The organism is Photobacterium sanctipauli, assembly GCF_003026495.1.
GTDB lineage: Bacteria > Pseudomonadota > Gammaproteobacteria > Enterobacterales > Vibrionaceae > Photobacterium > Photobacterium sanctipauli.
This window is the reverse complement of record NZ_PYMA01000002.1, coordinates 98,587-115,414: the sequence shown is the minus strand read 5'-3', so window position 1 is coordinate 115,414 and position 16,828 is coordinate 98,587. Positions and strand designations below refer to the sequence as shown.

General features: G+C 49.1%; 13 protein-coding genes and 1 pseudogene. 11 read left to right on the top strand and 3 right to left on the bottom strand.

The features are described from left to right. Positions 1-208: 208 nt before the first annotated feature. The 8 genes and pseudogenes from ushA to nth form a co-directional block, all read left to right on the top strand. A pseudogene (ushA, locus tag C9I98_RS03735) lies at positions 209-1,897 on the top strand (bifunctional UDP-sugar hydrolase/5'-nucleotidase UshA); the annotation flags it as partial. Positions 1,898-2,647: 750 nt separating this feature from the next. After that, complete coding sequence (gene rsxA / locus C9I98_RS03730; RefSeq protein WP_036825064.1) at positions 2,648-3,229, top strand: electron transport complex subunit RsxA; 582 nt, start codon at positions 2,648-2,650, stop codon at positions 3,227-3,229. Next, positions 3,230-3,811, top strand: coding sequence for an electron transport complex subunit RsxB (gene rsxB / locus C9I98_RS03725; RefSeq protein WP_036825066.1), 582 nt, complete (start codon positions 3,230-3,232; stop codon positions 3,809-3,811). A gap of 1 nt (position 3,812) precedes the next feature. Further along, the gene (gene rsxC / locus C9I98_RS03720) at positions 3,813-6,749 is read left to right on the top strand and encodes an electron transport complex subunit RsxC (RefSeq protein ID WP_107271595.1); all 2,937 of its coding nucleotides are present in this window, start codon (positions 3,813-3,815) and stop codon (positions 6,747-6,749) included. 2 nt (positions 6,750-6,751) lie between these two features. Beyond that, on the top strand, positions 6,752-7,801 hold the full coding sequence (gene rsxD / locus C9I98_RS03715; RefSeq protein WP_107271594.1) for an electron transport complex subunit RsxD: 1,050 nt from the start codon (positions 6,752-6,754) through the stop codon (positions 7,799-7,801). 8 nt (positions 7,802-7,809) lie between these two features. Beyond that, the gene (rsxG, locus tag C9I98_RS03710; RefSeq protein WP_036817098.1) at positions 7,810-8,442 is read left to right on the top strand and encodes an electron transport complex subunit RsxG; all 633 of its coding nucleotides are present in this window, start codon (positions 7,810-7,812) and stop codon (positions 8,440-8,442) included. Positions 8,443-8,446: 4 nt separating this feature from the next. Then, on the top strand, positions 8,447-9,139 hold the full coding sequence (locus tag C9I98_RS03705) for an electron transport complex subunit E (protein ID WP_036817097.1): 693 nt from the start codon (positions 8,447-8,449) through the stop codon (positions 9,137-9,139). 125 nt (positions 9,140-9,264) lie between these two features. Further along, positions 9,265-9,906: an endonuclease III gene (nth, locus tag C9I98_RS03700; RefSeq protein ID WP_036817094.1), complete on the top strand. Its 642-nt coding sequence runs from the start codon at positions 9,265-9,267 to the stop codon at positions 9,904-9,906. 84 nt (positions 9,907-9,990) lie between these two features. Here nth and C9I98_RS03695 read toward each other — a convergent pair whose 3' ends face one another. From C9I98_RS03695 to motY, 3 genes are all read right to left on the bottom strand, one after another. Then, positions 9,991-10,341, bottom strand: coding sequence for a hypothetical protein (locus C9I98_RS03695; RefSeq protein ID WP_036817092.1), 351 nt, complete (start codon positions 10,339-10,341; stop codon positions 9,991-9,993). Between the two features lie 187 nt (positions 10,342-10,528). Beyond that, positions 10,529-10,837 carry a hypothetical protein gene (locus tag C9I98_RS03690; RefSeq protein WP_036817089.1) on the bottom strand — a complete coding sequence of 103 codons (309 nt, stop codon included), beginning with the start codon at positions 10,835-10,837 and terminating at the stop codon, positions 10,529-10,531. A gap of 91 nt (positions 10,838-10,928) precedes the next feature. Then, positions 10,929-11,765: a flagellar protein MotY gene (gene motY / locus C9I98_RS03685; RefSeq protein ID WP_245907097.1), complete on the bottom strand. Its 837-nt coding sequence runs from the start codon at positions 11,763-11,765 to the stop codon at positions 10,929-10,931. Positions 11,766-11,997: 232 nt separating this feature from the next. Here motY and rnt point away from each other — a divergent pair, with 232 nt between their 5' ends. The 3 genes from rnt (at position 11,998) to C9I98_RS03670 (ending at position 16,749) form a co-directional block, all read left to right on the top strand. After that, positions 11,998-12,666 (top strand): ribonuclease T, encoded by a 669-nt coding sequence (rnt, locus tag C9I98_RS03680; protein ID WP_036817100.1) that lies wholly within the window; start codon positions 11,998-12,000, stop codon positions 12,664-12,666. A gap of 397 nt (positions 12,667-13,063) precedes the next feature. Further along, on the top strand, positions 13,064-14,287 hold the full coding sequence (locus C9I98_RS03675) for an outer membrane protein transport protein (protein ID WP_036817085.1): 1,224 nt from the start codon (positions 13,064-13,066) through the stop codon (positions 14,285-14,287). Between the two features lie 38 nt (positions 14,288-14,325). Beyond that, complete coding sequence (locus C9I98_RS03670; protein ID WP_036817084.1) at positions 14,326-16,749, top strand: VolA/Pla-1 family phospholipase; 2,424 nt, start codon at positions 14,326-14,328, stop codon at positions 16,747-16,749. The last annotated feature ends 79 nt before the right edge of the window (positions 16,750-16,828 follow it).

The window sequence follows — 16,828 nt, the reverse complement described above, 5'->3', positions numbered from 1 at the left end:
TTTAATGTTGTTAACTTGATATCAATAGCAATAAGACAAAGAACCAGAATGCATATAGTGATTTCAATCCAAACCCCATTATCGAACCATTGTTTTTACTTAACTAGTCACTCATTTTAGCTATAAGTCTCTATTCTTTACTGTGACCATATAAATATCTAACCGGGAGCTATCCCAGCATATGGTAAGGCTATCAATATGAAAACTATTAGCAAAAAAAACCTTCGCCAAGGCCGCCCTAGCGGCATCTATCCTGGCGACACTTGTTGGCTGTTTTGATACTGGTGACGACGATACGACCAAATTCACCATCCTACACACGAATGACCACCATGGCCGCTTTTGGCATAACAGTGATGGTGAGTATGGCCTGGCAGCGCGTAAAACCCTGATAAACAATTTACGTGACGAGGTAGAAGCCAGTGGTGGCGAAGTATTGCTACTTTCTGGCGGCGATATCAACACTGGGGTCCCTGAGTCCGATTTACAGGACGCGGAGCCTGACTTTGTTGGTATGAGTGACATCCAGTATGACGCAATGGCCGTGGGTAACCATGAATTTGATAACCCCCGTGAAGTACTCGACCAACAGCAAACATGGGCTTCATTCCCTATGCTGTCGGCCAATATCTACGTCAAGGAAACTGGCGAGCGTTTATTCAAGCCCTATGAAATCTTTGATGTCAACGGAATAAAAATCGCTGTTATCGGTTTAACCACCGAAGATACAGGCCGGATCGGTAACCCGGAATATGTATCGGATCTTGAGTTCCGCAATACCGCAGAAGAAGCCGCGAAGGTCATTGATGAGATTAACGCCAAAGAAAAAGTGGATGTCATCCTCGCCGCCACCCATATGGGCCACTATCAAGATGGTAATAACGGTAGTAACGCCCCGGGTGATGTCACACTTGCCCGCTCCTTGGAGCCCGGCCAGCTTGATGCCATTATCGGCGGTCACTCGCAGAACCCAGTGTGTATGGAGCCCGGCAGCAATAACTATGATCCCAATTTCGAGCCTGGTGACGACTGTGTTCCCGACCAACAAAACGGTACCTATATCATGCAAGCCCACGAGTGGGGTAAGTATGTGGGGCGGGCTGATTTTGAATTCACCGACGGCGAGCTTACGTTAGTCAGCTACGAGCTTATCCCGGTGAACTTAGTTGAAGAAGACGAGAATGGCGATAAAGTCTTTATCCAAGAGGAGATCGAAAAAGATCCCGACCTATTCGCCGTTTTGGAAGTGTTCCAAATGAAGGGGGATGAAGCGCTTGGTGACACCATCGCCACACTTAATGGCAAATTAGAGGGGGATCGTGATGTGGTTCGCTCTCAACAAACCAATTTAGGCCGCCTGATTGGCGCAGCCCAAACTGAATCTGTGCCCAATGCCGACTTCGGTATCATGAACTCTGGCGGGGTGCGCGAGTCGATCAACCCCGAAGGAGTCGATGGCTTTGAAGTCACCTACCGTGATGTATTAACCGTACAGCCATTCGGCAATACCATCGGGTACGTTGAAATGACCGGTAGTGAAATAACCGAGTACCTAAGCGATGTTGCCACCAAGCAGATTGAATCCGGTGCCTATGCCCAATTTTTCGGGATCAGTATGACTGTCGACTGCCAGGCTGGCTCTGTGACGATTTCAGAGCTCGGCGGCAGAGCTTATACACCTGATGATCCCTATATATTTACCATCCCAAGCTTCAATGCCAACGGCGGTGATAACTACCCTATCTTGGAATTTATTGATACCGGTAATGTCGACGCAGATGTACTTCGAAGCTTCTTCGAATCAGCGGGAACCATTAACGCCGCTGACTATGAACCGAGCGGCGAAATCGTCTACCAGAACTCCAACTCAACAACAGGTTGCCAGTTAACGCCTTAATGACTCTATGACATCACTCCAGTTTGTAACACCAAGCTGGAGTGAATTAACCCATGATGAAGAAAGAGTGATCTTTCTCTTGACCGTATTGCTATTTCGCCTTAATATCTTCGCCCACGCTTCATACAGCCTCAGTTCAGTCTTCATCTGAGCGTAGATAATTATTCCTCATAATTATACTTTTATACCTATTTTTCCCACAGCTTATTCAATCATTGATTTAAATCAATTCACAGCACAATATCTTGAATTTTTAGCCTAAAGTATTCACTCTAACTTATCCCTTGCAATGTATCAGCCATGCTGTCACGCCTCCAATAACAGGGCTTTAGCACCCTGCCTCAGCTGTACAATTTTCACGCAAACCGTTAATCCGTTGGGCTATACAAGCACTTTCCAAGCATCAATTAACATACTTATCCACAGTTTCCGTGGATAAGTACGCTAAAGCCTTGTCTTGTCTGGGCTGGAGAAAAGCAAGATCATTTTTGCAGTTTTTTTGCGTTGCGAGGACAAAACCGAACAATTGTTCGAATTGCACAAAAAACACCCAACAAATGCGCTTTAAAGTGTTTAGTTTATGCTGACAAAGCGTTTAAGGATGTTAATGCAACATCGAATTCTCTTTACGATGGGTGAATTAACCGCCAAAAAGCCCTTCTATCTGAAAAACCCTGCTGTTGAGGAGTTGTTATAGCTATCACAAAGGCAGATAATATAGGGATCTTTAGCAAATAGTATTACGGCGGTATGACTGAATACCTACTCCTTCTCGTAGGTACAGTGTTGGTAAACAACTTTGTACTGGTTAAATTCTTGGGTCTGTGTCCCTTTATGGGGGTTTCCAAAAAACTGGAGACCGCTATTGGTATGGGATTAGCGACGACATTTGTTCTCACACTGGCCTCGGTGTGTGCGTACTTGGTTGAGACCTACATTCTTATCCCACTGGATATTCAATACCTCAGAACCCTCAGTTTCATTCTGGTGATTGCTGTTGTGGTCCAGTTCACTGAAATGGTGGTACACAAAACCAGTCCTACGCTTTATCGCCTATTAGGTATTTTCTTACCTTTGATCACCTCAAACTGTGCGGTGTTAGGTGTTGCACTGCTGAACATCAATGAGCGACACAATTTTATTGAATCCGTGATTTACGGATTTGGTGCCGCCGCTGGTTTCTCATTGGTGCTTGTCTTGTTCGCCTCTATGCGTGAACGTATTGCGGCCGCCGATGTGCCTGAACCTTTCAAGGGTGCATCCATTGCGATGATCACCGCAGGCCTGATGTCTCTTGCCTTTATGGGCTTTACTGGTTTGGTGAAAATTTAGATGAGCGGATTACTGATTGCCGTCATTGCTATTGCCGTCCTTGCTGCAATCTTTGGCCTTGTTTTAGGTTTCGCTTCGATCCGATTCAAAGTGGAAGCGGATCCTATCGTCGAGCAGATCGATGCGATCCTGCCGCAAACCCAGTGCGGCCAATGTGGCTATCCTGGCTGTCGCCCCTATGCCGAAGCCATTGCCAATGGCGATGACATCAACAAATGCCCGCCGGGCGGCCAGCAAACCATCGAAAAGTTGGCTGATCTGATGGGTGTTGAAGCTCAAGAGTCGGCCCACGATGCAGAGAAAAGCATTAAAAAAGTGGCCTTTATTCATGAAGACATGTGTATTGGCTGTACCAAATGTATTCAGGCTTGCCCTGTTGATGCCATTGTCGGCGGCACCAAAGCCCTGCATACCGTCATCAAAGACGAATGTACCGGATGCGACCTGTGTGTAGCACCGTGCCCAACGGATTGTATTGAAATGGTGCCAATTGAAACGACACCAGATAGCTGGAAGTGGGACCTTAACCAAATTCCGGTCGTCAATCTACCTGCAGATAGTCAACAGAGCACGGTGAAGTAACATGCTGTCAATTATCGAACAAATAAAACAAGGCCAGCTTTGGGACTTTCCCGGCGGTATTCACCCAGCTGAAAACAAGAAGCTATCAAGCAAAGTGGCAATCAAGCAGGCCGGTATTCCTGCCGAGTTGGTGTTGCCACTTAAGCAACACATCGGTACCAAAGGGGATATCCTGGTTGCCGTTGGCGATAAGGTACTGAAAGGCCAACCGCTAACAAAAAGCGACATGAGCATGTGTGTGCCTATCCACGCGCCCACCTCAGGTACAGTGACCGCCATTGAACAACGTACTACCGCCCACCCTTCTGGCCTATCGGATCTTTGTATCGTTATCGAAAGTGACGGTGAAGATACTTGGGGCGAGCAGGTTAAGCTCCCCGATTACCAAGATAAAGAACCTGGTGAGCTGATTGATGCCATTCGCTTCAATGGTATTGCTGGCTTGGGGGGTGCAGGCTTCCCGACCGGCCGTAAGCTTCAGGGTAGCCTTGGCTTAGCCGACATCTTGATCATCAACGCTGCCGAATGTGAACCTTATATCACGGCGGATGACCGACTGATGCAGGACTATGCAGCAGAGGTTATCGAAGGGGTGCGTATCCTGCGCCACATCGTTAAGCCTAAGCTGACACTTATCGGCATCGAAGATAACAAGCCGGAAGCCATCAAGGCGCTTGAGCAGCATGTCACCACCGATGACAACATCATCATTCGTGTCATTCCAACCAAATACCCTTCGGGAAGCTCGAAGCAGCTGGTTAAAGTTTTGACAGGGCGTGAAGTCCCAACCCAGTCCCGCTCTTCCGCTGTGGGTGTGGTGGTGCAAAATGTCGGTACCGCTTTTGCTGTCAAGCGCGCCATTATCGATGGCGAGCCATTGATTGAGCGAGTTGTCACCCTTACCGGTGAAGCCTTTAAACAACGCGGCAATGTTTTCGCGCGTTTAGGTACGCCGATTCAGTACCTACTCGACAACTTTGGCTATAAGCCAGATCGCAAGTACCCACGCGTCATTGTGGGTGGATCGTTGATGGGCTTTACATTACCGCATGCCAATGTGCCGATCACCAAGATCACCAACTGTATTCTTACGCCCAAGCGCCGTGAGTTACCTTTGCACACCCATGAGATGGCATGTATTCGTTGCAGTGCCTGTGCTGATGCCTGCCCGACATCTCTGCTTCCGCAGCAATTGCAGTGGTACGCCAAAGACCAAGACTACGACAAGTGTGAAGAATACAACCTGTTCGATTGTATCGAGTGCGGCGCTTGTGCCTATGTTTGCCCAAGTGAAATCCCGTTGGTTAATTACTACCGCCAGGCCAAGGCTGAAATCTACGCCCGTCGCCAAGATGAGCAAAATGCCGAGCGAGCCAAGCAACGTTTTGAAGCGAAGCAAGCACGTTTTGAACGTGACAAAGCGGCGCGTGAAAACCGCTTCAAGAAAGCAGCGGAAGATCGCCGTAAAGAAATGGCAAACAAAGGCGGTGATGACGCTGTGGCTGCCGCAATCGCCCGCGTAAAAGCCAAACAAGCTGGCGGTGAGGCCGATGACAAGAAGCCAGCCGTTGCTGCCGCAATTGCCCGTGCCAAAGCCAAGCAAGCAGAAGCGCAATCGGGTGCTGTCAAAGAGGCAGTGCCGGATAACAGCGAAATGGCCAAACTCCGTGAAGAGCGCAAACGCCAAGCTCGCGAGAAAAAAGCAGCCAAGAAAGCGGTAATGGCAGAGCTAGAGGAAGCACCGGCTACAACTGACGGTAAAAAAGATGCCGTTGCAGCCGCTGTTGCCCGTGCCAAGGCTCGCAAGGCTGCCCAACAAGCCGAAAGCAGCGCTGAAGCACTTCAAGCAGAGGCAACTGCCGAAAATGCTGAAGTAGCACCGCAGCCTGATGCCGATCCGAAGAAAGCGGCTGTTGCTGCTGCGATTGCCCGCGCCAAGGCTCGCAAGGCTGCACAACAGGCTGAAAGCAGTACTGAAGCACCTCAAGCAGAGGAAGATGCTGAAGTAGCACCGCAGCCCGACGCCGATCCGAAGAAAGCGGCTGTCGCTGCAGCGATTGCCCGCGCCAAGGCCCGCAAGGCTGCCCAACAGGTTGAAAAGGAAGCTGAACAAACCAGCGAAGCGGTTGAAGCAGCTCCGCAGCCTGACACCGATCCGAAGAAAGCGGCTGTCGCTGCTGCTGTTGCCCGTGCCAAGGCCCGCAAGGCTGCCCAAGAGGCTGAAAAGGCAGCGGAAAAACAGGCGGAGCAAGTCAGCGAAGCGGTTGAAGCAGCCCCGCAGCCTGACGTCGAACCGAAAAAAGCGGCTGTCGCTGCTGCCGTTGCCCGTGCCAAAGCTCGCAAGGCTGCCCAACAGGCTGAGAAGGAAGCAGAGCAACAAGCTGAGCAAACCAACGAAGCGGTTGAAGCAGCTCCGCAGCCAGACGTTGACCCGAAAAAAGCGGCTGTCGCTGCTGCTGTTGCCCGTGCCAAGGCTCGCAAGGCTGCCCAACAGGCTGAGAAGGAAGCAGAGCAACAAGCTGAGCAAACCAGCGAAGCGGTTGAAGAAGCCCCGCAGCCAGACGTTGACCCGAAAAAAGCGGCTGTCGCTGCTGCCGTTGCCCGTGCCAAAGCTCGCAAGGCTGCCCAACAGGCTGAAAAGGAAGCAGAACAACAAGCTGAGCAAACCAGCGAAGCGGTTGAAGCAGCCCCGCAACCTGACGTCGACCCGAAAAAAGCGGCTGTCGCTGCTGCCGTTGCCCGTGCCAAGGCGCGCAAGGCTGCCCAACAGGCTGAAAAGGAAGCAGAGCAACAAGCTGAGCAAGCCAGCGAAGCGACTGAAGAAGCCCCGCAGCCTGACGTCGACCCGAAAAAAGCGGCTGTCGCTGCTGCCGTTGCCCGTGCCAAAGCGCGCAAGGCTGCTCAACAAGCACAAGCAAAGAATAATGAGGAAAACTAATCGTGGCTTTTAATATTGCCAGCTCCCCACACGCCCACAGTCGCCGTAGCACTAGCAGCCTAATGCGAACGGTGATTTTATGTAGCCTGCTGGGTGTTGCAACACAATGGTATTTCTTTGGTTGGGGCGTCTTGATACAAGTTGTTTTAGCTGGATCCTGCGCGGTTGCGGCTGAGGCACTGATAGTCAAACTACGCAATCGACCACTTACCCCTTACCTGCGCGATAACAGTGCCTTGCTGACAGGTGTACTACTGGGTATTTCCATCCCACCGCTGGCACCGTGGTGGATCACTGTGATTGGTGTGGTGTTTGCGATTATCATTGCCAAGCACCTCTATGGTGGGTTGGGGCAAAACCTATTTAACCCGGCCATGGTTGCCTATGTTGTTTTGCTGATCTCGTTCCCGCTCCAAATGACAACTTGGCTACCGCCAGTTTCACTTAGTGCCGAACCAGTGAGCTTCATGGACAGCTTAAGTGCCATCATGACCGGTTTTACCCAAGACGGTTTTAGTGTGCACCAGCTAAGGGTGTCGGTTGATGGCGTGACCATGGCAACCCCACTGGACACCTTGAAAACCTCGCTAACAACCGGGCATACCACAACGGAAATCCTATCAGGCCCAGTTTTTGGCACCATTGCCGGTGTCGGTTGGGAATGGGTAAATATCGCCTTCTTGGTTGGTGGTGTGATCATGCTGAAGATGCGTGTGATCCAGTGGCACATCCCTGCGGGCATGCTGGGCATGCTGTTCCTGATGAGCACTCTTGGCTTTTTGATCAGCCCAGACAATTCAGCATCGCCGCTGTTCCACCTTTTCTCTGGTGCAACCATGCTGGGTGCATTTTTCATTGCAACCGATCCGGTTTCAGCCTCAACCACGGTTAAAGGACGATTGATCTTCGGCGCATTGATTGGCCTGCTGGTCTTTTTGATCCGTACCTTTGGTGGCTTCCCTGATGGTGTGGCATTCAGCGTCCTGCTTGCCAATATGTGTGTACCGCTCATTGATTACTACACACGCCCAAGAACCTATGGTCACCAGTAGGAGCTGCCATGATTAACGCAATGAAAAAAAACGGTGGCATCCTCGCCCTATTTGCTATTTTTGCCACCGGATTGGTCTCGGTTACTCACCTGCTCACCGCAGGCAAGATCGAAGAGCAACAACAAAAAGAGCTCTTAAAAGTACTTAACCAAGTTATCCCGGCCGAAAGCCATGATAACGAGCTATATAAAAGCTGCACCCTGATCACCAATGAGCAATACCTGGGTACACCAGAGCCTATGCCTGCCTATATTGCAGAGAAAAATAGCCAGAAAACCGGGGTTGCCATTGAAGCCATCGCACCAGATGGCTATAGCGGTGCAATAAAGCTAATTGTTGGTTTAGACATAGACGGTGTCGTCACTGGGGTACGGATCCTGAACCACAGCGAGACCCCAGGGCTAGGCGATAAAATTGAAACTCGCATCAGTGATTGGATCTATAGCTTCAACGGTAAGAAGCTTGAAGGCGAGAAAGATAGCCGCTGGGCAGTACGCAAAGACGGCGGCGAATTCGATCAGTTTACTGGGGCAACCATCACCCCGCGCGCTGTCGTAGGTGCCGTTAAAAATGTATCACTGTATTACCAACAACAGCAACAGACCTTATTCGCACAACCTCTGAACTGTCAGGGTGGATAACAGTATGAATAACGAATTAATGAAAAACGGCCTGTGGAATAACAACCCGGCCATCGTTCAACTTTTGGGTTTGTGTCCCTTGCTGGCTGTGTCAGCAACAGTGACCAACGCACTCGGTCTAGGCTTGGCAACCACCGCCGTCCTGGTCGGTTCGAACCTGATCGTCTCGCTGGTTCGCCAGTGGGTACCTTCTGAAATCCGTATTCCAGTATTCGTCATGGTAATCGCGGCATTGGTAACCTGTGTCCAATTGCTAATGAACGCCTTCACCTATGGCTTGTACCAATCACTGGGGATTTTCATCCCGCTGATTGTGACCAACTGTATAATCATTGGCCGGGCAGAAGCCTTTGCATCGAAAAACGAACCTAAGGCAGCCGTACTTGATGGCTTGTGGATGGGTCTGGGTATGTGCGGTGCCCTGGTTGTGCTTGGCGCAATTCGTGAAATTCTTGGCAACGGAACTTTATTTGATGGCGCTGACCGCTTGCTTGGCGAGTGGGCATCGGTTCTGCGTATCGAAGTATTTAGTTTTGATAGCAGCTTCTTGCTTGCCATCTTGCCACCAGGCGCATTCATCGGGGTTGGTTTCATGATTGCAATCAAGAACAGCATTGATAAGCAGCGTGAAAAGAAAGCGGAAAAACAACAAGACAAGCCGACAATCGAACGAGTTCGCGTTACTTCATCTAATTAATTTTTCAATTTGTCGATGATCGCATGCTGTGGAGATGAAGTCTCCGCAGCAGATCAGACACACTACTCAGCACGCCCTACAAATATTCAATGTGACTGAGTTTGTCAGCTTAACTGGAAGTCGTTATGAACAATGAAAAACGGGTTCAAATCCTAGAACGCCTACGAGCAGAGAACCCTCACCCAGAAACCGAGCTTAACTGGAGCTCACCGTTTGAATTGCTGATTGCCGTATTGCTCTCAGCCCAGGCAACAGATGTCAGTGTCAACAAGGCCACAGACAAGCTCTACCCTGTCGCCAACACGCCGCAAGCCCTATTTGACTTGGGTGTTGACGGCGTTAAGGAATACATCAAGACCATCGGCTTATTTAACTCAAAAGCTGAAAACGTCATAAAAACCTGCCGTATTTTGCTTGAAAAGCACGGCGGTGAAGTCCCTGAAGATCGTGATGCATTAGAAGCACTACCCGGTGTTGGCCGCAAGACAGCCAACGTTGTGCTAAACACCGCCTTCGGCTGGCCGACCATAGCTGTCGACACCCACATTTTCCGCGTATCAAACCGTACCAAGTTTGCCATGGGTAAAAACGTCGATCAGGTTGAGCAGAAACTACTGAAGGTCGTACCGAAAGAGTTCAAGGTCGATGTCCACCACTGGCTTATCCTGCACGGCCGCTATACCTGTATTGCCCGCAAGCCACGCTGCGGTAGCTGTATTATCGAAGATCTTTGCGAGTATAAAGACAAGGTCTACCCAGCGGAATAACGCTGTAGCGACGACCGATAGAAAACAACAAAGCCCGTTACAGCAATTAACGGGCTTTGTTGTTAGTAGTCAGAGCGAATTACATTACTCTACTTTACTGAAATATTCGGTCACGATAGCGCGATAGTTATTATCGTCGCTCGTTGGGTCATTAAACTCGATAGAGTAATACGGCATGATGCTTTCTTTTAGCTTTTCAGCAATTTGCAGTTCGAGGTTTTCGACGCTGACGGTACTGGAGATCTCATAAGTTTCAGCCCTGTTCAGCCCCATCTCTTCAGCCTGTTCAACCGAGATCTGCTCAGCATTCACTTCAGCTGCCAATTCAGAGCCCACTTTAGCCACATCGCTATCAAGCACAACGTCGTCAGCTGCAATCGCAGTGCCGACACTAAAACAAAAACCAAACATCGCTAGCCAAGCTAATTTTTTCATAACCACTACCTTCTTAGTTTTATTGTTCCACACTAAATCTAGCCCGTTTGCTAGTTAGTTCAGCTTCAAAAATAAGAAATGGGAGCGGGAAATTGCATGAGTCGATCCAAACGAAATGGCGACAAACCAAAAAGGCGGTCGCTGCTGTTCGCTAACCGCCTTTCCCCTTAGGAAATACAATAAATCGCTATTCCACTTGATTGTAATAGCCAGTCACAATGGCTTGGTAGTTACTGTCGTAGCTACGCGGCGCAACATAGGCCACGGAATAGTATTCGATGTTTTTCTCTTTGAGCTTATCGTAGACCTGCTGGTCTAGGCGCGCTTTGCCCGATACGGTATAAACAGTAAATGACTCAGAGCGGTTCAACCCCATTGACTTGGCCTTGTCGGTCGTCACCTCATACGGGACACCATCAACTTTCGCCACCGGATTACAATCTTGAGCCACTAAAGGAAAGGCGGCAAACAGTGCAATGAATAACAACGGTTTCATATTTGACTACCTATTTCGACTACACCCTATAAAGTTAGTCAAGTAATCAGTTTTATCGAATATTATCCCAAGAAAATAGCTAACCCCGTTGCTATAAGATGGTACGGCCCAGGGAAATGACCACGCGGCGGTTTTTATTGCGGCCAATTGGCGTTGAATTATCGGCAATTGGACGACGCTTGCCATAGGCTTCAACCTGAATGCGATCCTTCGGCAACCCCATTTGCATGAAGTAGTCTTCCAACCGCTTGGCACGGCGTTCAGATAACGCTTGGTTGGTATTCTTACCACCTTGCGAGTCGGTGTAAGTGGCGACTAACACCAGATCGACATCGTCGCTGTAGCGCACAAAATCAGAGATTTGCGCCAATCGTTGCTGCGATGCTTTATTAAGCTCTTCGCTATCCTGATCATAATGCAGAACGGTAAAGGCGATATCTTCAAAACTGTAAGGCAGTAAGTTATCTAGGCATTGGCTGAATTGGTTATACGAGGTTTGGAAAGCGACGGCCGATAACCCCACCTCCACCAGCTTGTTACGCTGTTGCCAATCTTGATAACTGAACGTTGGGTAGCGACCCAGCTCCAGTTCAGACAGCATTGACCACGCGGTTTGCCCGCCGACATAACCATCGAACTGCTTGAAGAAAGTAATTTGAGCAATAGGCTCGGCAGCATCGCCCGGCATCCATTTGGGCGGCATGGAAACCAAACTGACATTACGGGTCTCACCCATAGGCCGGCGCATTTTTAGCTCGAAGTCCAAGTTGATTTTTTTGCTGGCGCGGGAAATGAACTGGGCCTCACCGTAATTGGGGATAGCATGCAGCATTCGGCATTCTAAAGGGGTATCAACTGCCACTTTCCAGCTCGATTGCGCAGGCGTGGCCACATACTGCTGATTAGCAACCGCTGTTCCACTGAGCATCAAGCTCACCCCCAACGCTGCATAGCCATATGTGAAAGTTGTTTTACCCATAGTCATTACCTACTGTTCTGCTCGCCCCTATTGTATCGGATCAAATAGAAAAATCTTTAGCCAACACACAGAAAGGCAGCAAAATCACAATGACTTGCCCTATCGCCACACCGTCTAAAGGTTTAGCTCCGGATGTGAATCTGACATAATGCGCAATTACTTCAATTTTTGCCGTAGTGTTATGAGCCAAGATAACGAACTAAACACATTAAAAAGTCGCTTTCGCGGCTACTTTCCAGTTGTCATCGATGTAGAAACAGCTGGCTTCAACGCTAAGACCGACGCACTACTCGAAATTTGTGCTGTAACGCTTCAAATGGATGAAGATGGCTGGCTAAAGCCGGCAACAACGCTTCACTTCCATGTCACGCCTTTTGAGGGGGCAGTGATCCACAAAGAGGCGCTGGAATTTAATGGGATCCGCGACCCGTTCAGCCCGTTGCGTGGCGCGGTATCTGAAGAAACCGCATTAAAAGAAATCTACAAGCAGATCCGCAAAGAACAAAAAGCATCCGGTTGTTCACGCGCAATCATGGTGGCCCACAATGCCAACTTCGATCACAGCTTTGTAATGGCAGCTTCTGAGCGCGCCAAACTAAAGCGCAACCCATTCCACCCGTTTGCAACTTTCGATACCGCAGCACTAAGCGGCCTCGCGTTTGGCCAAACGGTGCTTGCCAAAGCGTGTGCGACCGCTGGCATTGCATTTGATAACAAGGAAGCGCACTCAGCACTGTATGATACCGAACGTACCGCAGAGCTATTTTGTGAGATTGTTAACAAATGGAAGAAATTAGGTGGTTGGCCACTCGTTGCGCCTCAAACAGATGACGAGACCAACGAAGAATAATTCAAACAGCGCCCCCTAGCCAAACCCAGCACAAGCCCAGACTATCTGGGCTTTTTTCTGCAAGATTCAAACGGCCGTTTCATTTTAAATGTTCGTTTCAAACACCCGAAATATAATCGATTAAATTTTAGACATTACATTCAAAAACAATGCTTTACATTAGGTTAACATTTCTAATCTTGCCCGATATACTGACCACTGCTGTTTCAATGTGTTAATAAATGCTTCAAAAGAATAACGTGGAATTCAAGTTGTTCATTACTGCAAGTGACACCAGCAATGAGCAACCATCTCCGCAACAAAGAAGCCTCCCTCCAACACTGCGATTCAGTGATTGAGCTTTTCTATTCATGGATTGAAGAGCAAAGAGCAATATAAATAAGAGGCAACAATCATAATGTCTAAAAAGATCACATACTCCGCTATGGCCGTCGCCGCAGCGCTAGTTAGCATCAATGCTAATGCGGCAGGCTTCCAAGTAAACGAACATTCAGCATCAGGTTTAGGTCGCGCTTTCTCCGGTGAAGTCGCTGTTGCTGACAATGCGTCGGTATTAGCCCGCAACCCGGCCGCCATGATGATGTTCGATACCATGCAGCTATCAGGTGCAATCTCATATATTGATCCGCAAATAGATGTTGAAGCTGAAAACGTTGGGGAAACCGCAACCGATGTGGCCCCAACCGCAGTCGTACCAGCGGGATACTTTATCCAACCAATCAACGATCAATTTGCCTGGGGACTTGCCCTATTCACCAACTACGGCTTTGCCACTGAATACCCTTCTGACTTCCACTTTGGTTCTGATGCCGGTACAACCGATCTGCTAACCTTGAATCTAAACCCGAATATCGCCTACCGAGTTAACGACAACTTGAGTATTGGTGCGGGTATTAATATGGTCTATGCCGATGCCGAGTTGCTTCGTCACCAAGGCGGCTTGAATCCAAGCAACCCAAGTGCCGACTTATTGAAACTCGAAGGCGATACCATTGATTGGGGTTGGAACATTGGCCTATTGTACGAAGTGAATGAAAATCACCGCTTTGGTTTAAGCTACCGCTCGGAGGTCGAACTTAAATTTGATGGCGATTTCACTGATTACACCGGTGCCTTTATCAATAGTGGGCAGGCTGGCGAGACCGTTCCCGGCAAGCTGAATGTTATCACTCCGGCCATTGCCGAGTTTGGCGGCTTCCACCAGCTCAACAACCAATGGGCAGTTCACTACGGTGTGCAATGGATCCAGTGGAGTAAGTTTACAGAGCTCAAAGCCACCAGTGATCAATGTGTGAATAACGAATGTTTGTTGAAAGAAGAAGACTTCGATGACAACTTCCGTTACTCCATTGGTGCCACCTATAACCTGAACCCAGATTGGATCTTACGTGCCGGCTTTGCATTCGATGAGCAGGCAGGTAAATCGACCCTTAGCATCCCTGATACCGATCGTTACTGGTACTCAGCAGGCTTCACTTACAACTACAGCAGCCAGATGACCTTCGACTTTGGCTTCACCTACCTATACGGCAAGAGCAACAGCTTCGAGGAAAGCAAAGAAACCTTCCATGCTACCAACGATGCCTATCTGACATCAGCTCAGATCAACTACAGCTTCTAAGCCGAAAAAGTGGATAAATTTAGCTAAGGGATTACCAAATGAAAAAAAGTATTTTAGCACTGAGCGTGGCAGCCTCTCTGGCACTGGCGGGCTGCGGCAACGACACCAAGGTCGAGAATAAGGTTCAGTATGAAGATCACATCCTAAAGAGTCTACAGGCCGACACCAAGATTGTATTTGATGTACTGACTGACCCAATCCTGCCAACATTCATGGCAGTGGATACCATCGATGGCACCCTGTCGACCGAGGGCAGTATGGGTGACGATCATTACTCGACGGATCTCTCTGATCCGGTTGCGGCACTAGGCAAAACTGATGGCTGGAGTACCACTCAGCCCATTGTCTTGCCGTTTGGCGGTGGACTCAATAGCGCTACGATCCCAAGTGCGATTTCAGTTATCGAGACTAGCGATCCGCGGGCTGGAGCGCCATTCAATATCGTTGAGTTGCAATATGGTGTTGACTACCTAGCCCTGCCCGTTGACGACAGCATTATCATTCAACCAACTAAGCCATTAAACCCGAAGTCCCACTATATGTTTGCGGTCACGGACGAACTGCAAGACAGCAATGGTGAGCCTGTGGGTATGTCAGAATCTTATGCAGCGCTAAAAACAACCGTCCAGGCACCAAGTTCAGATCTGGTCACTGCGCAAGAAGTCACCCACTTGATTGAAGGGATTTTTGCAAGTACTGGCATGGATTCGAAAACCATCATCTACTCCAGCTGGTTCACAACAGGCTCGGTAGGTGAAACACTTTACGCAACCAAAGCGGCCGTAGCTTCTGGGGTGTTGTCAGGCAAGGGGGTTCAATCAGTTTGGACTGGCACGGCTAACCCTAATAATGTTGACTTGACCCTAGCCTACTCAATCTCAGCAGACTCAACCAAGGACTATGCTGCCGCACTTGGTGAGGACGATAACTTCACTAAGTATCTCGATGATAGCAATGGGACTCTAAAGCAAACATTAATCGGCTTATATAGCGCAACAAGCCCGGGGACAATCAACGTTACCAAAGGAACGGTCAAGCTCCCATACTACCTAGAAACTGATACAAATAATTGGAATAACACCCCATTCCAATCGGCAATGCCTAGCCTTGCAATTATTGCTAACGCGCTGGGTGACGATGCGCTCGCCGCCACGGTTACCGAACAGCTTATCGCCGCTGGTATTGACGTGACCAAGCTAGCCACGGATACAACCGAGCAACTGAAACTGGTTGGCCTTTCGCTGGAGGATGCTGACGGGCAACCGCTTGATGCCGAAAGCTTGATCACCCAATACAGTCCAATCCCGCAAATCAAGTCACTCGAAGATGTACCTTACCTGCTGTTCACCCCAACAGTTGCTGCAGCCGATGGCTCGCTACCGGTTGTGATATATCAACACGGTATTACTTCGGTAAAAGAAAATAGCTATGCCTTCGCAGCCAACTTGATAGCAAAAGGGATTGCTGTACTTGCCATCGATAATCCGCATCACGGTGATCGCAGCCTGGATGACGACCGTTCGGCTAACACGGATATTCAAGCTTATCTGAACCTAACCTATCTACCTGTTGCCCGCGATAATATTCGCCAGAGTATGTTAGATATCAACGGGCTACGTACCGCACTATCAGTGACCGATTTAACAACTGATGACGAGCTAAAACTGTTAGATTCATCTAACGTTTCTTTCCTCGGCCACTCACTCGGGGGCGTGGTGGGCGCACCAGCTGTTGTTGCAGCTAACCGTACCCTCGGACTCGGCACGCCAGTTGATGGTATGTTCTCATTTGAAAAAGCGGCCTTTGCCAATTCGGGGAGTGATATCGGCAACCTGCTATTCGGCTCGCAAGCCTTTGGCTCGATGATCAAACACAACTTGATGTATAGCAGTAGTAAGGATTACCAATCCTATGCTGATGCAAGCTGCACCGATACTAGCTTTGAGGGCTGGGAGAACATATGTTTTGATAATTTCGAAGCCGCCGCGTCCGATGAAATAAAAACTGAAATGAGCTCAACGTTCAGTTCATTTATTTACGCCGCCCAAACCATTATTGGTACAGCCGATCCAGTGAACGCCGCCTGGCTCGCTAGCAATAACGTAGCGCCAGATGGAAGCGATGAGCCAGTCAACATTCCGATGTACATGCTACAAGTCAAAAACGACGATACTGTACCAAACAATGTGCCGATCAATCAGATCCTCAACCAGCCATTTGCAGGTACCGAGCCAATGGCAGATCTATTCGGCTTGGATTCTTTTACATCTGGTCCAGCAGAAGGAGGGAAATACTTTGCTAAGTTCAACGAGGCGGCAGAAGGTAACCACTCAACCTTCATTGCCCCTAGTACATTTGCCCCTGGTGCTCCCGAGCTAATTACCCATGGTGTGATGCAAGCTCAAGTAGGTGAATTCTTTGCAACAGGCAAAGTAGATACCATCGGCAATCAAGAAGATTAAGCAACAAAAAGGCTAGCCACTTGGCTAGCCTTCTCTTCTTCACTGTATTTGCAGCCAAGCTCGCTTGAGCTCGGCAATC